The organism is Enterobacter sp. JBIWA005 (genome assembly GCF_019968805.1).
In the GTDB taxonomy this organism is placed as follows: Bacteria; Pseudomonadota; Gammaproteobacteria; order Enterobacterales; family Enterobacteriaceae; genus Enterobacter; species Enterobacter vonholyi.
In genome coordinates this window covers 3794028-3814166 of the sequence record NZ_CP074159.1, presented here as the reverse complement: position 1 = coordinate 3814166, position 20139 = coordinate 3794028, and the positions used below count along the sequence as shown (strand labels likewise).

Genomic DNA, 20139 nt, shown 5'->3' with positions numbered 1-20139 from the left:
GCAAAAGGGGAAGAAAAAAATCAAAAAGGCCAGCAAGCGACTGACCTCTCTCTGATTATCGCTCGATAATTTGCGATACTTCGTCGCGATTGATCTGCATTTTATTGCCTTCCTGGTCGCGGTAGCTGACCAGACCGGTATCATCGTCGACTTCGGGTTTGCCATCGGTCAGGATCATTCGACCATCTTTTGTCGCCATGACGTAATCGCTGCTACAGCCCGATACGGCAAACGCTAAACCGACTGCTGACACTAATACTGCCCATTTTTTCATCGTTATCGTCCTCATCTGGCTTGTATCAAATCATAATCTAGTATTAACCCGATATGGCGACTTGAGGAAGCGGTAAAATCTTAAAAAGCAGTCGATTATGTTTGAGAGCTCGCAAAATAAGTAAAAAACTATGTTTTTAACAGGAAATGACGTGCCAGGAGCGCGCCGGTGAAATTCTTTTTGAGATAAAAACCGCGCGGCAACGTCAGTATCGGTTCACCCTGCGCGCCGATTGCCTCGGTAAGTGCTTTACTGTTGGCCGCTTTCGGACGCAGCTGTAACACTTCTCCATGTCGGGCGGTGATGCGCTCTACCTGCCCAAGCACAATCATGTCCATCAGCTCCTCCCAGTCCAGGCGCAGCTGATGCTCTTCATCCTCGTCCGGGCTCCAGAGCAGCGGTGCGCCAACGCGACGGTCAGCCAGGGGGATCTGACGCTCACCTTCAACCGGTACCCACAACACGCGCTTCAGCTTGTGGCGAACGTGACTGGTTTCCCACGTCACGCCGGTATTGCCGGTTAATGGCGCAACGCAGACAAATGTGGTCTCAAGCGGCTTGCCCTGGCTGTCTATAGGGATAGTTTTTAACTCCACGCCAAGTGCAGCAAAATCCTGCTCAGGTTTGCTCCCTGCGCTGGCACCCAGCCATAGTTCAAGCAGCATACCGATCCAGCCTTTATCCCGCTTAAGATCCTTCGGGATCTGAAGCCCTGCCATTGCCGCCAGCTCGCCAAGCGAAAAGCCTGCAAGACGCTGTGCCTGCTGTAGCAACTGGCCCTCGCTGGACGGCGGTAAAAACAAGGGTGTAAGCGGATGCATGATGGTAACCTTTTGATTAAAAAATAAACGAAGAAATTGTCCCCTGTGGATAGAGTTTAACTATTTCTGTACGAATATTCCATGTACATGATTTATATGTTTTTTTACTGGTTTGAAATCGTTTCACCAGAGTCGGAAAACGGGTTGTTCAAATCTGGTCACTGACAATGAACAGGATCTTACACCATGTTATCCACAGAAAAATGGGATAACTGGGCATAACCCTGACTACTGTTTCAATTTACAGCCTTGACGTGCGAGGAAAATCGAAATTTCAAACAAATTGTGACTAACTTATTGGCACAATCTGTGGATAAAACCGACGCTGTTCGATCTTTCATCAGCACGACGATCCCTGATGTGACGATCGTCACGCTATTCTGTTTTGTGTTCATGAAAATGCATTTAACTATATGAAAATAATTGTATTATTGAATTAAGCTAAAAAGGGTGGGACGGCATTGTTTGAGGTTGTTCATCGGTAATTAGACACTTCTTCACAACTATATCCACAGAAAAGGTGAATAAAATTCCTTTTAATGGCTCTCATCTGTTTATAACTCAGCACTTATTTGTGAGTTATTCAAATGTTATTAGGTTGCAGCCCTGTAAGAGAGTGGTTTACCGCCTCCCTGTAGTGTGAAACAATCATTCATATATAAGGTTTAGTTTGGGGTAGTCCGGTGATTGATGACGATGGCTACCGCCCGAACGTAGGAATAGTAATTTGTAATCGTCAGGGCCAGGTAATGTGGGCCCGGCGATATGGTCAGCACTCCTGGCAGTTCCCGCAAGGCGGGATCAATCCGGGAGAGTCCCCAGAACAAGCGATGTACCGGGAGCTTTTTGAAGAGGTCGGTTTGAGCCGGAAAGATGTTCGCATCCTGGCTTCGACCCGCAACTGGTTGCGTTACAAGTTACCGAAACGTTTGGTGCGTTGGGACACAAAGCCGGTTTGTATCGGCCAGAAACAGAAGTGGTTTCTGTTGCAGTTGGTGGGCAACGATTCAGACATCAATATGCAAACCAGCAGTACGCCGGAGTTCGATGGCTGGCGCTGGGTGAGCTATTGGTATCCTGTTCGTCAGGTCGTGTCATTTAAACGCGATGTTTACCGTAGGGTGATGAAAGAGTTTGCAAGTGTGGTAATGCAGCTTCAGGAGATCCCGCCTAAGCCGCAGAGCGCACCTGCCTGGCGACGTAAAAGAGGTTAAGCTACGCAAATCATGCTCACCCGCTTGCGAGAAATAGTCGAGAAGGTGGCCAGCGCTCCGCGTCTGAACGAGGCGCTGAATATTCTGGTCACCGACATCTGTCTTGCGATGGAGACCGAGGTCTGTTCGGTGTATCTGGCCGACCACGATCGGCGCTGCTATTACCTGATGGCGACCCGTGGTTTGAAGAAGCCACGTGGACGCACCGTAACGCTCGCATTTGATGAGGGTATCGTCGGTCTTGTTGGGCGGCTGGCTGAACCCATCAACCTTGCTGACGCGCAAAAACACCCCAGCTTTAAATACATCCCTTCCGTAAAAGAAGAGCGCTTCCGCGCTTTCCTTGGCGTACCGATTATCCAGCGTCGCCAGCTGCTCGGCGTGCTGGTCGTCCAGCAGCGTGAGCTACGTCAGTATGACGAAAGCGAGGAGTCTTTCCTCGTCACGCTGGCCACGCAGATGGCGGCGATCCTCTCCCAGTCTCAGCTTGCCGCGCTCTTTGGCCAGTATCGCCATACGCGCATTCGTGCCCTTCCGGCATCGCCAGGCGTAGCGATTGCTGAAGGCTGGATGGATGCCACGCTGCCGTTAATGGAGCAGGTTTACGAAGCCTCAACGCTTGATGAAGCGCTTGAGCGCGAGCGTCTTACCGCCGCGCTGGAAGAGGCGGCGAATGAATTTCGTCGTTACAGCAAACGTTTTGCCGCAGGTGCGCAAAAAGAGACAGCGGCCATTTTCGACCTCTATTCGCACCTGCTTTCCGATGCGCGTCTGCGTCGTGAGCTTTTTGCTGAAGTGGATAAAGGCTCGGTCGCGGAGTGGGCCGTTAAGAAGGTTATCGAGAAATTTGCCGACCAATTTGCGGCATTGACCGACGGTTACCTGAAAGAGCGGGCTGGAGATCTCCGGGCCCTGGGGCAACGTCTGCTGTTCCATCTTGATGACACCATTCAGGGGCCGAATGCCTGGCCTCAACGGTTTGTTCTGGTCGCCGATGAACTGTCGGCAACCACGCTGGCTGAACTGCCGCAGGACAGGCTGGCCGGTGTCGTGGTGCGCGATGGTGCCGCCAACTCACACGCCGCCATTATGGTGCGCGCGCTGGGTATCCCTACCGTTATGGGGGCGGACATTCAGCCGTCGGTACTGCACCGACGTACGCTGGTGGTCGACGGCTATCGCGGTGAGCTGCTGGTCGATCCTGAGCCGGTTCTTCTCCAGGAATACCAGCGACTTATCAGCGAAGAGAATGAATTAAGCAAGCTGGCGGAAGATGACGTTAACCTGCCCGCACAGCTTAAGAGCGGCGAGCGTATCAAAGTCATGCTCAACGCCGGTTTAAGCCCTGAGCATGAAGAAAAGCTTGGCAGCCGCATCGACGGCATTGGCTTATACCGTACTGAAATCCCGTTCATGCTGCAGAGCGGTTTCCCCTCCGAAGAGGAGCAGGTGGCGCAGTATCAGGGGATGCTGCAGATGTTTAACGACAAACCTGTCACCCTGCGAACCCTGGATGTCGGGGCGGATAAACAGCTGCCCTATATGCCGATCAGCGAAGAAAACCCGTGCCTGGGCTGGCGTGGGATCCGCATTACGCTCGATCAGCCGGAGATCTTCCTGATCCAGGTGCGCGCGATGCTGCGCGCCAACGCGGCGACGGGCAATCTCAGCATCCTGCTGCCGATGGTCACCAGCATTGATGAGATAGACGAGTCGCGGCGGCTGATCGAACGTGCCGGGCGTGAAGTGGAAGAGATGATCGGCTATGCGATCCCGAAACCGCGGATCGGCGTGATGCTTGAAGTGCCGTCTATGGTCTTTATGCTGCCGCAGCTGGCAAGCCGTGTTGATTTTATCTCTGTCGGCACGAACGACCTGACGCAATATATTCTGGCCGTCGACCGCAACAATACCCGCGTCGCCAGTATCTACGACAGCCTGCATCCGGCGATCATTCGCGCGTTAGCGATGATTGCCCGTGAAGCGGAGCAGTACGGCATTGATTTACGCCTGTGCGGTGAAATGGCCGGGGATTCCATGTGCGTTGCGATCCTGATTGGTCTGGGATACCGCCATCTGTCGATGAACGGTCGCGCTGTCGCCCGCGTGAAATACCTGCTGCGACATATCGACATCAATGATGCTCGCGAACTCGCAGAACGCAGCCTTGAGGCGCAGCTGGCTGCTGAGGTCCGTCACCAGGTCGCGGCGTTTATGGAACGACGCGGTATGGGCGGCCTAATCCGCGGCGGCCGCTAATCGTCTTTCTCCCTCTCCCGGTGGGAGAGGGCACCAGCGGGCATAACAACCTATACACATCTTTTACATCTCGGGCGCATCCTCCGCGCCCGCCTTATGCTATGATTCGCAACTTTGGAGCCTCTGCTTACGGCAGAATCGCATTTCTACCGCTGTCCACTTTCAGCGGAATAACAACATCTTGTGGTGACAGATGAACAGTGGTTATCTGCATTTTCCGGAATTTGATCCGGTCATTTTCTCAGTAGGACCTGTTTCGCTTCACTGGTACGGTCTGATGTACCTGGTGGGCTTCATTTTTGCCATGTGGCTCGCTGGCCGTCGCGCCAGTCGTCCCGGCAGCGGCTGGACGAAAAACGAAGTCGAAAACCTGCTCTATGCGGGCTTCCTCGGCGTGTTCCTCGGTGGCCGTATTGGGTACGTGCTGTTCTATAACTTCCCTGTATTCCTGAACGATCCCCTCTATCTGTTCCGTGTCTGGGACGGCGGCATGTCCTTCCACGGCGGCCTGATTGGGGTGATCCTGGTGATGGTGATTTTTGCCAAACGCACCAAACGCAACTTCTTCCAGGTTTCAGATTTTATCGCGCCGCTGATCCCGTTTGGTCTGGGCGCCGGTCGTCTGGGTAACTTTATCAACGGTGAGCTGTGGGGCCGCGTCGACCCGAGCGTGCCTTATACGATGCTGTTCCCGGGCTCCCGCGCGGAAGATATCGCGCTGCTGCCATCACATCCGGAGTGGCAGTCCATTTTCGATACCTACGGCGTTCTGCCGCGCCATATGTCTCAGCTGTACGAGCTGGCGCTGGAAGGCGTGGTGCTGTTTATCATTCTCAACCTGTTTATCCGCAAACCGCGTCCGATGGGCGCTGTCTCCGGCCTGTTCCTTATTGGCTACGGCGCATTCCGTATTATCGTCGAGTTCTTCCGTCAGCCAGACGCACAGTTTACCGGCGAATGGGTACAGTACATCAGCATGGGGCAGATCCTCTCCATACCGATGATTGTCGCGGGTGCCATTATGATGATTTGGGCGTATCGTCGTCGTCCACAGCAACAAATTTCCTGAGGAACCATGAAACAGTATCTTGAATTGATGAAAAAAGTGCTCGACGAGGGCACGCCGAAAAACGACCGCACCGGCACCGGTACGCTCTCCATTTTTGGCCACCAGATGCGCTTCAACCTGCAGGAAGGCTTCCCTCTGGTGACGACAAAGCGCTGCCACCTGCGCTCGATCATTCATGAACTGCTCTGGTTCCTGCAAGGCGATACCAACATAGCGTATCTGCACGAAAATAACGTCTCAATCTGGGACGAATGGGCAGATGAAAATGGCAACCTGGGCCCGGTTTACGGCAAGCAGTGGCGCGCATGGCCAACGCCTGATGGCCGCCATATTGACCAGATCACCACCGTGATGAACCAGCTGAAAAACGATCCGGACTCGCGCCGCATCATCGTTTCCGCCTGGAACGTCGGCGAGCTGGATAAAATGGCGCTGGCACCGTGCCATGCGTTCTTCCAGTTCTATGTGGCGGATGGGAAGCTCTCCTGCCAGCTCTACCAGCGCTCCTGTGACGTGTTCCTCGGCCTGCCGTTTAACATTGCCAGCTATGCGCTGTTGGTCCACATGATGGCGCAGCAGTGCGATCTGGAAGTGGGTGATTTTGTCTGGACCGGAGGGGATACCCATCTTTACAGCAACCATATGGAACAGACGCATCTCCAGCTGACGCGCGAACCGCGTGCGCTGCCGAAGCTGGTTATCAAGCGTAAACCGGCATCAATCTTCGATTACCGCTTTGATGATTTCGAAATTGAGGGCTACGACCCACATCCGGGCATCAAAGCGCCCGTCGCTATCTGATGCGATAAAGCGTGACACAACCGGTGCTGTTTAGCGCCGGTTTTTTTTCGCCTATATCCCGTTTCCCGAAGCGCTATCCAGAAAGCGTGCAACACGCTGCAACCCTCCCAATTCTGCGGATAACGCCTCGTAAAACGATATTTCGATGCTCGTCATGTTCACGGCGCTTCGCCACACTTCCGGTATGAAAAAAGAGAACGGTTTTACGCTTATCGAAACGCTGGTCGCCATATCGCTTGTCGTTATTCTTAGCGCCTCAGGGCTGTACGGATGGGACAGCTGGCAGCGGCAGCAGCGGCTGTGGCAAACCGCCAGTCAGGTGCGAGATTACCTGCTTTTTCTACGCAATCATGCCAACCGCTACAACCGCGACCATCAAATTACCCATCAGCGGGTGGGAGGCCGGGACTGTCTGGTGAGCTCTGCCGCCCAAGGCTGTGAGAAGGGCAGCCCCTTTGTGCTGATACCACTCTGGCCTGAAGTCGCGATCGGCGAGGTAACGCCGTCGCTCGCGTTCTATGGATTAAGGGATACGGCGTGGGCAGGGCGGATACGCGTTCAAAGCCGTGCAGGAGAGTGGTTGATTATTGTCTCAAATGGAGGACGCATCAGGATGTGTAAGGTCATTGGGGGAGGTTCATGTCGATGAGGCAGCATGGTTTCTCGCTGACTGAAGTTCTGATTGCTACGGCGATTAGCAGCCTTTTGCTGATAAGCGCATCGCGATTTTTACCCGGCTTGCAGCGAGCGGTCTTAGTGCAATCCGGCCAGAGAGAACTAGAGGAAGAGGTCTGGCATCATCTGTTTTCCGTGGGCAAACAGCTTCAGCGTGCGGGGTACTGCGCGGGAAACTGTCAGGGGCAGGCGCTGGTGACCGCGAGGCTTGGAAGTTGCGTCATTGTGCGGTCGGACGCCAACAGTAACGGCAACTGGGATAACAGCGCATCAGAAAATGACAGCACCGGTTTTCGTCTGGAGTCGGGGGCGCTGGAAACCCTGCGTGGAGCGACTTCATGTGAAGGAAAAGGATGGGAAAAGCTTACTGACCCGAGCAGGCTTACGATCGCGCATTTTGTAGTAAGAACAGTGGAGCATGCCGGTTTTGCGCCAGAGGTGAATATCGAAATGGCGGCGATTCGCAAAGGCGAGAAGGGGGAGCCCTGGCAGGCGTTGTATACGGTCACGGGATACAACCTGTGAATCGTCAACGCGGCATATCTTCGCTGGCGCTGGTTCTGCTTTTACTGGTGCTAGGGACACTGATCCTCACGGGTCTCAATCAGCAGCTCATAACGTTTAGCGCGCTCGTTGGCGGCGAGAGCCGCTCACTTCAGCAGCAGGCGACGGTACAGTCAGCGCTTGAGTGGGGACGGGTTCAGAGCTGGTCGTCAGAGCCCCAGATTCAGTGCAAAAAGACACCTGCGTGGCGAGTGTGTTTGCGCCTGCTGAGTGAGGGGCGCGCGTTACTGGTTGCCGGAGATAGTGGCCTGTTGCTCTGGCGCGCAGCAGAGATTGTCGACGGGGAAGTTCGCTTTTTGCCTCACGGCTGGAGTGATTTTTGTCCCCTTAAGGAGAGCGCGTTATGCCAGCTGCCGTGAGCAAAGAAAAAGGGTTTAGCATGGTGGAAGTCCTGCTGGCGATGATGCTGCTGGTGATCGTCGTGACGGCTTTGTCGGGTTATCACCGGGCGCTGGCGGCGCGGTTTACCCTGTTTAACCAGTATCGCCAGCTCTGGCACCATGCCTGGAATCAGTCTCAGCTCTCAACAAATGTTCTCCCTGCAGGCTGGCAGGCCAGTCGGGGGCAGACAACGCACGCAGGATGTGTCAGCATCACGGTTACACTTATTTCTCCTCTGGGGCGGCGCGGTGAGTTAACGCGTCTGCATTGCCCGGTTAGCCAGTAGTCGGGAGCGTCTATGTTAAGGGTCTACCACTCAAATCGTCTGGATGTGCTGGAAGCGCTGATGGAGTTTATCGTAGAGCGCGAGCGGCTTGACGATCCTTTTGAGCCTGAAATGGTGCTGGTGCAGAGCACCGGTATGGCACAGTGGCTGCAAATGTCGCTTTCCCGTAAATTTGGCATAGCCGCAAATATTGATTTCCCGCTGCCCGCGAGCTTTATCTGGGAGATGTTTGTGCGCGTGTTGCCGGACATCCCGGAGCAGAGCGCCTTCAACAAGCAGGCCATGAGCTGGAAGCTCATGGCGCTGCTGCCGGAAATGCTGCAGCATGATGAATTCGCCATGCTGCGCCACTACCTCAATGACGATACCGACAAGCGCAAGCTATTCCAGCTGGCGTCGCGTACTGCCGATCTCTACGACCAATACCTTGTTTACCGTTCTGACTGGTTAATTCGTTGGGAATCGGGCGAGCTGGTTGAAGGTCTGCCGGAGGCGCAAATATGGCAGGCACCGCTGTGGAAAGCGCTGGTAGAGCATACGGAGAAACTTGGGCAGCCTAAGTGGCACCGTGCCAACCTGTACGATCGGTTTATTTCAATACTCGAAAATGCGACAGAGCGTCCAGCAAGACTACCGTCACGCGTTTTTATCTGCGGAATATCCGCATTACCCCCTGTCTATCTAAAGGCGTTGAATGCGCTGGGTAGACATATTGATATTCATATTTTGTTCACCAACCCTTGCCGACAGTATTGGGGGGATATCCTCGATGAACGCTGGCTTGCGCGTCTGGTAACTCGCCAACGAAAGCGCCTTTTTGAAGAACGGTCCGTCCCGCTGTTTAAGGACGGCTCGACTGCCGGGCAGCTTTTTGACGAAGATGGTATCCAGAACCTGCCCAATCCGCTGCTTGCCTCATGGGGGAAGCTGGGGCGTGACTACATTCACATGCTTTCAGACATCACTTCCTCAGGCGAAGGTGACGTGGATGCCTTTGTCGAGATCGCTCCGGACAGCCTGCTGCATAATATTCAGTTAGATATTCTGGATCTGGAAAACCGTGCCGTCATGGGCGTGACGGCGAACGAGTTCGAACGCAGCGACAGCAAGCGTAAGCTGGACGCTGACGATCGCAGCATCACGATCCATGTTTGCCATAGCCCTCAGCGTGAGGTCGAAGTGCTTCACGACCAGCTGCTGGCGATGCTGCAGGACGATCCCGAACTGACGCCACGTGATATCGTGGTAATGGTGGCGGATATCGACAGCTACAGTCCCTTTATTCAGGCCGTCTTTGGCAGCGCGACGGGCGAGCGATATCTTCCTTATGCTATTTCTGACCGTCGTGCCCGTCAGTCGCATCCGGCATTGCAGGCGTTTATCACTTTACTCTCACTGCCGGATAGCCGCTTTATCTCCGAAGATGTCCTGGCGTTACTGGATGTTCCCGTTCTGTCTGCACGCTTCAACATCAATGAAGAGGGGCTTCGCTACCTTCGCCAGTGGGTGAATGAGTCTGGCGTTCGCTGGGGGATCGATGACGATAACGTTCAGGAGTTCGAACTTCCTCCAACCGGGCAGCACACCTGGCGATTTGGCCTGACGCGTATGCTGCTGGGCTACGCCATGGAGAGCAGTCAGGGCGAGTGGAATGAGGTGCTGCCTTACGATGAGTCCAGCGGGTTAATTGCTGAACTGGTGGGGCATTTAGCATCGCTCCTGATGCAGCTTAACCGCTGGCGACACGAGCTGCTACAGCCGCGTCGACTTGAAGAATGGCTCCCGGTTTGCAGAGCGTTGCTTAATGATTTCTTCCTGCCGGACAATGACACCGAAGCGGCGATGGCGCTCATTGAAACGCAGTGGCAGGCTATCATCGACGAAGGCGTCAATTCCCACTATCAGGAGGCCATTCCGCTGTCGCTGTTGAGGGATGAGTTGACGCAGCGGCTTGACCAGGAGCGAATCAGCCAGCGTTTCCTGGCAGGCCCCATCAATATTTGCACCCTGATGCCAATGCGTTCTATCCCGTTTAAAGTGGTCTGTTTACTTGGCATGAACGACGGCGTTTATCCTCGCGCGCTCGCGCCGTTGGGGTTCGATTTGATGAGCGCAAATCCAAAACGGGGCGACCGTAGCCGCCGTGATGATGACCGATATCTCTTCCTTGAGGCGCTTATTTCCGCCCAGAGTAAGCTCTATATCAGCTATATCGGCCGTTCGATTCAGGACAACAGCGAGCGTTTCCCCTCCGCTCTGGTGCAGGAACTGGTGGATTATATCGGTCAGAGCCACTACCTGCCGGGGGATGAAGAGCGCAACTGCGATGAAAGCGAGAAGAGGGTGAAAGACCATATCACCTGTTTCCACAGCCGCATGCCGTTTGACCCGGTGAACTATACGGCCAGCGAGCGCCAGAGCTATGCGCAGGAGTGGCTGCCAGCGGCGAAAAAAGAGGGGAATGCGCATACCGATTTTATTCAGGAACTCGACCCTCGCCCTGTCGACACCCTGACCTTCGAGCAGCTTCAGCGGTTTTGGGCGCATCCGGTGCGCGCTTTCTTCCAGCAGCGACTACAGGTCAATTTCCGTTCTGAAGAGAGTGAAATTCCTGATGCAGAGCCGTTTACGCTGGAAGGTCTGGAGCGCTACCAGTTAAACCTGCAGCTGTTGAATGCGCTGGTTGAAGAGGAAGATGCTGAAAAACTTTACCGCCGCTACCGCGCTGCGGGACAGTTGCCTTATGGGGCGTTCGGGGAGATCGTCTGGGAGGCGCAGTGTCAGGAGATGACCGCTCTGGCAGAGCGCGTAAGAGCGTGCCGACAGCCAGGGAATAGTATTGAAATCGATCTCAACTGCAACGGGGTACAGCTCACAGGCTGGTTAACCCAGGTTCAGCAGGATGGGCTGCTTCGCTGGCGGCCTTCAATGCTTAGCGTTTCACAGGGTTTGCAACTCTGGCTGGAACATCTTGTCTACAGTGCGGGTGGGCATAAAGGCGAAAGCCGCATTTTCGTGCGCAAAGAGGGCGAATGGCGCTTCCCGCCGATGGAGTCTGATCAGGCGTTACGGTATCTGTCTTTGTACATTGATGGCTACCGCCAGGGAATGAACAAACCCCTCCTGCTACTGCCGGAAAGTGGCGGCGCCTGGATAAAAGCCTGTTATGACGCGCAGAATGATGCGATGTTAACGGATGAGGCTTCGCTGCAGAAAGCCCGCAGTAAGTTTATGCAGGCCTACGAAGGTAACATGATGGTGCGTGGCGAAGGTGAAGATGTCTGGTATCAGCGCTTATGGCGAACGCTTGAGCCAGAGTACCTGGAGGCTATCACGGAAGAGGCGCAGCGCTACCTGCTGCCGTTGTTTAAATTTAATCAGTCCTGAGCGCTGTATAAAAATTGCGCAGCTAAGGGTGTTCATTTATGATGCACTTCTTATCACGGACTGATGTACCCAAAGAAAGAGATGTTGGCGTGTCCAGCACGCAGTTTGTTAATGATGTAGCCGTGATAAAGAGGTCGTAATGCCAGGCAGCACCTTGATTAAAGCGTTTGTTTTGTTTATTGCCCTTTGGGCGCCCGTCACTCACGCAGACTCCGGTTGGCAACCCGTTCAGGAAACTATCCGTAAGAGCGAAAAAGATACCCGTCAATATCAGGCTATTCGTCTTGATAACGGCATGACCGTGCTGCTGGTTTCCGACCCGCAGGCGGTGAAATCCCTGTCGGCATTAGTGGTGCCGGTTGGGTCGCTGGAAGATCCTGACGCTCATCCTGGACTTGCACACTATCTGGAACATATGACGCTGATGGGGTCAAAAAAATATCCACAGCCAGATAGCCTGTCCGAATTTCTCAAGATGCATGGCGGTAGCCACAATGCCAGTACGGCACCGTACCGCACGGCCTTTTATCTCGAAGTCGAAAATGATGCGCTGGAAGGGGCAGTCGATCGTCTTGCTGATTCCATCGCCGCGCCGTTGCTGGATAAAAAATACGCCGATCGTGAACGCAATGCGGTGAATGCCGAGCTGACCATGGCCCGCACGCGAGACGGTATGCGCATGGCGCAGGTCAGCGCCGAAACCATCAACCCTGCACACCCGGGTTCGCGCTTCTCCGGCGGTAACCTCGAAACCTTGAGCGACAAACCGAATAGCCCGGTGCTGGATGCCCTGCACGCGTTTCGCGATAAATACTACTCCGCCAACCTGATGAAAGCGGTCATCTACAGCAATAAACCGTTGCCTGAGCTGGCAGACATGGCGGCCAAAACGTTTGGCCGGGTGCCGAATAAAAATATCGACCTGCCGCAAATAACCGTTCCGGTGGTCACGGACGCGCAAAAAGGTATTGTGATCCACTACGTTCCTGCCATGCCGCGCAAAGTGCTGCGCGTCGAATTCCGCATTGATAACAACACGGCGCAGTTTCGCAGTAAAACCGATGAGCTGGTGACCTACCTGATAGGTAACCGTAGCCCGGGTACGCTGTCTGACTGGCTGCAAAAGCAGGGGCTGGCGGAAGGTATTCGCGCCGATTCCGATCCGGTAGTGAACGGTAATAGCGGCGTACTGGCGATCTCCGCCACCCTGACCGACAAAGGGCTGGCCAACCGCGATGAAGTCGTGGCGGCTATCTTTAGCTACCTCGCTTTGCTGCGCGAGAAAGGCGTCGATAAGCGCTATTTTGATGAACTCGCGCACGTGCTGGATCTCGATTTCCGCTACCCATCCATAACCCGAGACATGGATTACGTGGAGTGGCTGGCGGATACCATGATCCGCGTGCCGGTGGAACATACCCTCGACGCGGTAAATATTGCCGACCGGTATGATGCCGGGGCGGTAAAAGCTCGCCTGGCGATGATGACGCCGGAAAATGCCCGCATCTGGTACATCAGCCCGAACGAACCGCATAACAAGACGGCGTACTTTGTCGATGCCCCTTATCAGGTGGATAAAATCAGCGCCCAGACCTTCGCCGACTGGCAGAAGAAGGCCGGGGAGATTGCGTTGAAGCTGCCGGAGCTGAACCCCTATATTCCGGATGATTTCTCGCTGATCAAAACGACGAAAGATTACCCGCATCCAGAACTCATCATTGATGAGCCAACGCTGCGCGTCGTGTATACCCCAAGCCGCTATTTTGCCAGTGAGCCAAAAGCCGATGTCAGCGTGGTGCTGCGTAACCCGAAAGCAATGAACAGCGCCAAAAATCAGGTGATGTTCGCACTCAATGACTATCTCGCCGGTATCGCTCTCGATCAGCTTAGCAACCAGGCCGCCGTGGGCGGGATCAGCTTCTCCACCAACGCCAATAACGGTTTGATGCTTAATGCGAACGGCTATACTCAGCGCTTGCCTCAGCTGTTCCAGGCCTTGCTGGAGGGCTACTTCAGCTACACGCCGACGGAAGAGCAGCTTGAGCAGGCTAAATCCTGGTATGCCCAGATGATGGATTCTGCCGAGAAGGGCAAGGCCTACGATCTTGCGCTTATGCCGGCGCAAATGCTGTCGCAGGTTCCTTATTTCCAACGAGAGGAGCGCCGCGCGCTGCTGCCTTCAATCTCCTTAAAAGACGTGCTGGCGTACCGCGACGCGCTGAAAACCAACACGCGTCCGGAGTTCCTGATTGTCGGCAACATGAGTGAGGAGCAGGCCAAAACTCTGGCGCAGAATGTTCGCACTCAGCTCGGCTCTAAAGGCGACGAGTGGTGCCGCAACCAGGACGTGCTGGTTGAGAAAAAGCAAAATGTGATTTTTGAAAAGGCGGGTAACAGCACGGATTCCGCGCTGGCCGCGGTATTTGTGCCAACGGGCTATGATGAATTCGCCAGCTCGGCGCAGAGTGCCGTGCTGGGACAGATTATTCAGCCGTGGTTCTATAACCAGTTACGCACAGAGGAGCAGCTTGGCTACGCGGTATTTGCCTTCTCCATGAACGTCGGTCGTCAGTGGGGGCTGGGTTTCCTGCTGCAAAGCAGCGATAAACAACCGGCGTATCTCTGGCAGCGTTACCAGGCCTTCTTCCCGCAGGTGGAAGCAAAACTGCGTGCCATGAAGCCGGAGGAATTTGCTCAGATCCAGCAGGCCGTCATCGCGCAGGTGATGCAGCCGCCGCAGACGCTGGGTGAAGAAGCCTCGCAGCTGAGCAAAGATTTCGATCGCGGTAATCTGAAATTTGATTCGCGTGATAAAGTAGTGGCCGAGATAAAACAGCTGACGCCGCAGAAGGTTGCCGACTTCTTCCATCAGGCGGTCATTAAGCCGCAGGGAATAACCATCCTGTCTCAGGTTTCCGGTAGCCAGAACGGGAAAACGGAGTACGTAAACCCGAAAGGCTGGAAAGTCTGGAAGAGCGTCAGCGCGCTGCAGCAATCTATGCCCTGGAGTAAGAAAGAATGACCGATACCGCTGAGCCCCTTGATCCCTTACGTTTACCTCTGCAGGGTGAACGATTGATTGAAGCCTCAGCGGGAACGGGAAAAACCTTCACCATTGCCGCCCTCTATCTGCGCCTGCTGTTAGGGCTTGGCGGCAACGCTGCTTTTCCACGCCCTTTGAGCGTGGAAGAGCTGCTGGTGGTCACCTTCACCGAGGCCGCTACCGCGGAGCTGCGGGGCCGTATTCGTACCAATATCCACGAGCTGCGCATCGCCTGTCTGCGTCAGAGCACGGATAACCCCCTCTACGCCAGCCTTCTGGAAGAGATTGCCGATAAGCAGCAGGCAGCCCAGTGGCTGCTGCTCGCTGAACGGCAGATGGACGAAGCGTCCGTCTTTACCATTCACGGTTTTTGCCAGCGTATGCTGAGCCTGAATGCGTTCGAGTCCGGAATGCTGTTCGAACAGCAGCTCATTGAAGATGAATCCGTGCTTCGCTATCAGGCCTGCGCGGATTTCTGGCGTCGCCACTGCTATCCCTTACAGCGTGATATTGCCGAAGCGGTACACGCGCTCTGGAAAGGCCCGGAGGCGCTGCTGCGCGCGATCGATCGTTATCTGCAGGGCGAAGCGCCGGTAATCAAATCCCCGCCGCCAGCAGATGAAACTCTGGCCTCACGGCATGAAAAAATCATCGCGAAAATTGCGGACATCAAGCAAAAATGGATGGAGTCAGTCGGTGAGATTGACGCCATCATCGAAAATTCCGGCATCGATCGTCGCAAGTTCAACCGCGGCAATCAGGGGAAATGGATCGACAAGATCAGCGCCTGGGCGCAGGAAGAGACGCGGGGCTACCAGCTCCCGGACGCGCTGGAGAAATTCTCCCAGTGTTTCCTGGCTGAGCGGACCAAAGCCGACGGCATTGTGCCTGAGCATCCCCTGTTTGTGGCAATAGAAACCCTGCTGGCGGATAACCTTACGCTCAACGATCTGATGATCGCTCGCGCCATGACCGAAATTCGCGAAGCCGTGGCGCGCGAGAAACGCCGCCGGGGTGAACTGGGTTTCGACGATATGCTGAGCCGCCTTGATGCGGCGCTGTGCAGTGAAAACGGCGAAGCGCTTGCCGCCGCGATTCGCACCCGCTTCCCGGTTGCGATGATAGACGAATTTCAGGACACCGACCCTCAGCAGTACCGCATTTTCCGCCGTATCTGGCGCCAGCAGCCCGACACTGCGCTTCTGTTAATCGGCGATCCGAAACAGGCCATCTACGCCTTCCGCGGGGCGGATATTTTCACCTATATGAAAGCCCGCAGCGAGGTTGACGCACACTACACGCTCGATACCAACTGGCGCTCCTCTCCCGGCATGGTGGAAAGCGTCAACGCGCTCTTTAGCCGCATGGATACGGCGTTTATGTTTCGGGAGATCCCGTTTCAGCCGGTAAAATTTGCCCCGAAAAATGCCTCGCTGCGCTTCGAGTTTAACGGCGTGACGCAGCCTGCCATGAAGTTCTGGCTGCTGGATGGGGAAGGCTGCGGCGTTGCCGACTATCAAAATGCCATGGCCCAACACTGTGCTGCGCAAATCCGTGACTGGCTCAGTGCCGGGGCGCGGGGCGAGGCGCTGCTGTGGAAGGGGGATAACCCCACCCCGGTAAAGGCATCGGATATTACGGTGCTGGTGCGCAGCCGTCAGGAGGCCGCATTAATCCGAGACGCCCTGACGTTGCTGAATATCCCCTCCGTCTATCTCTCGAACCGTGACAGCGTCTTTGAAACGCTTGAGGCGCAGGAGATGTTATGGCTGCTCCAGGCCGTGCTGGCCCCGGAGCGGGAAAGTACATTGCGTAGCGCATTAGCCAGCGCGATGCTCGGACTGAACGCGCGCGATATAGATGCGCTCAACAATGACGAAGCCGCGTGGGATGCTGTGGTAGAGGAGTTTGTGCGCTACCGCGAAAAATGGCAGAAGCGTGGAGTTATGGCGATGGTGCGCGAGCTCATGGCACAGCGCCACATTGCCGAGAATATGCTGGCTACCGCAGGCGGCGAGCGTCGTTTGACCGATATTTTGCACATCAGCGAACTCTTGCAGGAAGCGGGTACGCAGCTGGAGAGCGAGCACGCTCTGGTGCGCTGGCTGGCGCAGCAGATTGCCGATCCGAACAGCAATTCATCCAGCCAGCAGATGCGCCTCGAGAGTGATAAACATCTGGTGCAGATCGTCACCATTCACAAGTCGAAAGGCCTGGAATATCCGCTGGTCTGGCTGCCGTTTATCGCCAATTACCGCGTGCAGGATCAGGCTTTTTACCACGATCGCGAGTCGTTCGAGGCGGTGCTCGATCTCAGCAACGCGGAGTCCAGCGTTGAGCTGGCCGAAGCCGAGCGTCTGGCGGAAGACCTGCGCCTGCTTTACGTGGCGCTGACCCGTTCGGTATGGCACTGCAGCCTGGGCGTTGCGCCGCTGTTCCGTCGCCGTGGCGAAAAGACCGGGGAGAGCGATTTTCATCTGAGCGCGCTGGGGCGGCTTATTCAACAGGGGGAGCCCAAAGACGCGGCGGGCCTGCGCCAGTGCATCGAATCGCTTTGCACTGAGCATGTTGCCCTGCATATTCCATCGCTGCCCGATAACAGCCGCTGGCACATGCCGGATCTGCACGAGTCAGATCTCCATGCCCGTCAGGTGGTACGTACCATTGCCGACGACTGGCGCGTTACCAGCTACTCCGGCTTACAGCAGCACGGGCAGAGTATTGCGCAGGATCTGATGCCAAAACTGGACGTGGATGCCGCAGGAGCCGGTAGCGTACCCGTTGAGCCTGTGCTGACGCCACACCAGTTCCCGCGCGGCGCTTCGCCGGGCACGTTTTTGCACAGCCTGTTTGAAGAGCTGGATTTCACCCAGCCGGTTTCCGAAGAGTGGGTGCTGAAGATGTTACAGAGCGGTGGTTACGACGCACAGTGGCAGCCGGTTCTCACCGACTGGATCCGCGCGGTTCTGCACGCGCCGCTCACTACGCAGGGGATTTCGCTGAATCAGTTGACCGCCAAAGATAAGCAGGTGGAGATGGAGTTTTATCTCCCCATCGCCAGCCCGCTCAGGGCTGAGGCGCTTGATGCGCTGATCCGCGAGTACGATCCGCTATCTGCCGGATGCCCGCCGCTGAATTTCCGCCAGGTGCAGGGGATGCTCAAAGGCTTTATCGATCTGGTTTTCCGCCACGAAGGACGCTACTACCTGCTGGATTACAAATCGAACTGGCTCGGTGACAGCAGCGAAGCCTATACCCAACAGGCGATGGCGTCGGCAATGCAACTGCATCGCTACGATCTGCAGTACCAGCTTTACACTCTGGCGCTACACCGTTACCTGCGCCATCGCATGGCCAATTACCGTTACGAAGCGCATTTTGGCGGCGTGATTTACCTGTTCCTGCGCGGCGTGGATGCTAACGACCCGCGTTCCGGCATCTTTAGCACGCGTCCGGCTGAGGAACTGATTGAAAAAATGGATAACCTGTTTGCAGCGAACACGGAGGAGGTGGTATGACGATGCAGGCGCTACTGCTGGACGCGGTTGAACAACGATTACTGCGCCACCTGGACGTGCAGTTTGCCATGATGGTGGCAGGTGAGGAGCCTGCCGTCATGCTTGCCGCAGCCATTCTTAGCAAAGACGCGGGAGAGGGGCACGTGTGCCTGCCGCTGTCGCGTCTGGCGGTGGATGAGAAAATGCCGCCGGCTTTACAGGCGTGTTTCGCGCAGCTCGGTGACGCTGTGGACTGGCAGGAGATATTACTCGGCTCGCCTGCCGTAAGCGGAGCCGATACCGGGACGCCGATGATCCTTGTCGGCGAACGTTTGTATCTTAACCGGCTGTGGCGTAACGAGCTGACGGTGGCGCGCTTCTTCAGCGAGAGCAACGCGCCGCTTCCCTGCGATGAAACGCAGCTCCGGCAAACGCTGGATGCGCTGTTTACCGCTGACGATGCGACAGACTGGCAGAAAGTGGCAGCTGCCGTGGCGTTAACGCGTCGGATCTCGGTCATTTCTGGCGGTCCGGGCACCGGGAAAACGACCACCGTGGCAAAACTGCTCGCCGCGCTGATTCAGTTATCGGGGGAGCAAAAGTGCCGTATTCGCCTGGCGGCCCCCACCGGTAAAGCCGCTGCGCGTCTGACGGAGTCGTTAGGCGGCGCGCTGCAAAAGCTGCCGCTTACCGGGGAGCAGCTTGCGCTTTTTCCCAATGAAGCCAGCACGCTGCACCGTTTGCTTGGCGCACAGCCTGGCAGCCAGCGTCTGCGCTACCATGCCGGTAACCCGCTGCACCTGGATGTGCTGGTGGTGGATGAAGCCTCAATGATTGATCTGACGATGATGTCGCGTTTGATTGATGCGCTACCGCCGCACGCGCGCGTCATTTTCCTCGGCGATCGTGACCAGCTTGCCTCCGTAGAGGCGGGGGCAGTGCTGGGCGATATTTGCACCTATGCCAGCCTGGGATATACCGCTGAACGCGCTCAGGAGTTAGCCCGTCTTACCGGATGTACGCTCACCTCTGAAAGCCACTCTCTTGCAGGGGCGCTGCGCGACAGCCTGTGTCTGCTGCAGAAAAGCTACCGTTTCGGCAGCGATTCCGGAATCGGCCAGCTTGCGGCGGCCGTAAACCGGGGAGACAGACACGCTACCTCAGCGGTGTTTGCCGGAACCTTTACGGATATTGAGAAAAAATCGCTGCAAAACGGGGAAGAGTATCAGGCGATGCTGGACGACGCCCTGCAGGGGTACCAGCACTTTCTGACAAGCGTACAACAGCAAAGTGCGCCGGAGCAGGTCATTGCCGCGTTTGGCGAATACCAGCTGCTCTGTGCGCTGAGGGAAGGCCCCTTTGGCGTCAGGGGTCTCAACGACAGGCTGGAACAGCTGCTGGCGCAAAAACGCAAAATTAACCGTACCCCGCATTCGCGCTGGTATGAAGGGCGACCGGTGATGATTTCCCGCAACGACAGCGCGCTGGGGTTGTTTAACGGTGATATCGGGATTGCGCTAGACTGCGGTCAGGGCCTGCGCGTCTGGTTCCAGATGCCGGACGGGAGCGTGAAGTCCTTCCAGCCGAGCCGTTTGCCCGAGCATGAAACCGCCTGGGCGATGACGGTGCATAAATCCCAGGGCTCCGAATTTAACCATGCTGCGCTGATCCTGCCTACGCAGCTTTCACCCGTTATTACCCGCGAGCTGATCTATACCGCCATTACGCGCGCGCGTCAGCGCCTGTCGCTTTATGCCGATGAACGGGTGCTGGTGCAGGCGATCGCCACCCGTACGGAACGCCGAAGCGGGCTGAGCGCGATATTTGAGTCCCTCTGAACGAAAGCCCTCGCTGGACGGTGAGGGCGT

Annotated in this window: 14 protein-coding genes; 12 read left to right on the top strand and 2 right to left on the bottom strand. The window is 55.8% G+C overall.

All coding sequences use genetic code 11. The annotated features are described in order from the left end of the window. Positions 1-55: 55 nt before the first annotated feature. Together KGP22_RS18065 and mutH are read right to left on the bottom strand one after the other, a co-directional pair. On the bottom strand, positions 56-274 hold the full coding sequence (locus KGP22_RS18065; RefSeq protein WP_008499668.1) for a YgdI/YgdR family lipoprotein: 219 nt from the start codon (positions 272-274) through the stop codon (positions 56-58). Between the two features lie 128 nt (positions 275-402). Continuing rightward, positions 403-1095 carry a DNA mismatch repair endonuclease MutH gene (gene mutH, locus KGP22_RS18060; RefSeq protein ID WP_223580445.1) on the bottom strand — a complete coding sequence of 231 codons (693 nt, stop codon included), beginning with the start codon at positions 1093-1095 and terminating at the stop codon, positions 403-405. A 683-nt stretch (positions 1096-1778) separates the two neighbouring features. Between mutH and rppH the strand changes: the two genes are divergently transcribed. The 12 genes from rppH (at position 1779) to recD (ending at position 20109) form a co-directional block, all read left to right on the top strand. Next, entirely contained in the window at positions 1779-2309 is a 531-nt protein-coding gene (gene rppH / locus KGP22_RS18055; protein ID WP_013098553.1) for an RNA pyrophosphohydrolase, read from the top strand. 12 nt (positions 2310-2321) lie between these two features. Continuing rightward, entirely contained in the window at positions 2322-4568 is a 2247-nt protein-coding gene (gene ptsP / locus KGP22_RS18050; protein WP_111966082.1) for a phosphoenolpyruvate--protein phosphotransferase, read from the top strand. Between the two features lie 193 nt (positions 4569-4761). Then, positions 4762-5637, top strand: a complete 876-nt coding sequence (lgt, locus tag KGP22_RS18045; RefSeq protein ID WP_023309046.1) for a prolipoprotein diacylglyceryl transferase — start codon at positions 4762-4764, stop codon at positions 5635-5637. A gap of 6 nt (positions 5638-5643) precedes the next feature. Further along, a complete protein-coding gene (gene thyA, locus KGP22_RS18040) occupies positions 5644-6438 on the top strand; it encodes a thymidylate synthase (RefSeq protein WP_111966081.1) in 795 nt (264 codons plus the stop codon). 184 nt (positions 6439-6622) lie between these two features. Next, a complete protein-coding gene (locus tag KGP22_RS18035) occupies positions 6623-7087 on the top strand; it encodes a prepilin peptidase-dependent protein (RefSeq protein ID WP_111966104.1) in 465 nt (154 codons plus the stop codon). Further along, complete coding sequence (locus KGP22_RS18030; RefSeq protein ID WP_223580443.1) at positions 7078-7638, top strand: prepilin peptidase-dependent protein; 561 nt, start codon at positions 7078-7080, stop codon at positions 7636-7638. The genes KGP22_RS18035 and KGP22_RS18030 overlap by 10 nt, the downstream gene beginning before the upstream one ends. Then, complete coding sequence (locus tag KGP22_RS18025; protein WP_223580442.1) at positions 7635-8036, top strand: DUF2509 family protein; 402 nt, start codon at positions 7635-7637, stop codon at positions 8034-8036. The genes KGP22_RS18030 and KGP22_RS18025 overlap by 4 nt, the downstream gene beginning before the upstream one ends. After that, the gene (locus tag KGP22_RS18020) at positions 8021-8344 is read left to right on the top strand and encodes a prepilin-type N-terminal cleavage/methylation domain-containing protein (RefSeq protein ID WP_133295081.1); all 324 of its coding nucleotides are present in this window, start codon (positions 8021-8023) and stop codon (positions 8342-8344) included. The genes KGP22_RS18025 and KGP22_RS18020 overlap by 16 nt, the downstream gene beginning before the upstream one ends. A 12-nt stretch (positions 8345-8356) precedes the next feature. After that, positions 8357-11731, top strand: a complete 3375-nt coding sequence (recC, locus tag KGP22_RS18015) for an exodeoxyribonuclease V subunit gamma (RefSeq protein ID WP_223580441.1) — start codon at positions 8357-8359, stop codon at positions 11729-11731. Positions 11732-11870: 139 nt separating this feature from the next. Then, positions 11871-14753: a pitrilysin gene (gene ptrA / locus KGP22_RS18010; RefSeq protein ID WP_223580440.1), complete on the top strand. Its 2883-nt coding sequence runs from the start codon at positions 11871-11873 to the stop codon at positions 14751-14753. After that, entirely contained in the window at positions 14750-18292 is a 3543-nt protein-coding gene (recB, locus tag KGP22_RS18005; RefSeq protein WP_223580439.1) for an exodeoxyribonuclease V subunit beta, read from the top strand. Before ptrA ends, recB begins: the two co-directional genes overlap by 4 nt. Continuing rightward, positions 18289-20109: an exodeoxyribonuclease V subunit alpha gene (gene recD, locus KGP22_RS18000; protein WP_223580438.1), complete on the top strand. Its 1821-nt coding sequence runs from the start codon at positions 18289-18291 to the stop codon at positions 20107-20109. The genes recB and recD overlap by 4 nt, the downstream gene beginning before the upstream one ends. Positions 20110-20139 lie beyond the last annotated feature (30 nt).

Coding starts and splice junctions, on each gene's coding strand:
- KGP22_RS18065 (WP_008499668.1), bottom strand. CDS start 274: ATGAAAAAATGGGCAGTATTAGTGTCAGCAGTCGGTTTAGCGTTTGCC.
- mutH (WP_223580445.1), bottom strand. CDS start 1,095: ATGCATCCGCTTACACCCTTGTTTTTACCGCCGTCCAGCGAGGGCCAG.
- ptsP (WP_111966082.1), top strand. CDS start 2,322: ATGCTCACCCGCTTGCGAGAAATAGTCGAGAAGGTGGCCAGCGCTCCG.
- lgt (WP_023309046.1), top strand. CDS start 4,762: ATGAACAGTGGTTATCTGCATTTTCCGGAATTTGATCCGGTCATTTTC.
- thyA (WP_111966081.1), top strand. CDS start 5,644: ATGAAACAGTATCTTGAATTGATGAAAAAAGTGCTCGACGAGGGCACG.
- KGP22_RS18035 (WP_111966104.1), top strand. CDS start 6,623: ATGAAAAAAGAGAACGGTTTTACGCTTATCGAAACGCTGGTCGCCATA.
- KGP22_RS18030 (WP_223580443.1), top strand. CDS start 7,078: ATGTCGATGAGGCAGCATGGTTTCTCGCTGACTGAAGTTCTGATTGCT.
- KGP22_RS18020 (WP_133295081.1), top strand. CDS start 8,021: ATGCCAGCTGCCGTGAGCAAAGAAAAAGGGTTTAGCATGGTGGAAGTC.
- recC (WP_223580441.1), top strand. CDS start 8,357: ATGTTAAGGGTCTACCACTCAAATCGTCTGGATGTGCTGGAAGCGCTG.
- ptrA (WP_223580440.1), top strand. CDS start 11,871: ATGCCAGGCAGCACCTTGATTAAAGCGTTTGTTTTGTTTATTGCCCTT.
- recB (WP_223580439.1), top strand. CDS start 14,750: ATGACCGATACCGCTGAGCCCCTTGATCCCTTACGTTTACCTCTGCAG.
- recD (WP_223580438.1), top strand. CDS start 18,289: ATGACGATGCAGGCGCTACTGCTGGACGCGGTTGAACAACGATTACTG.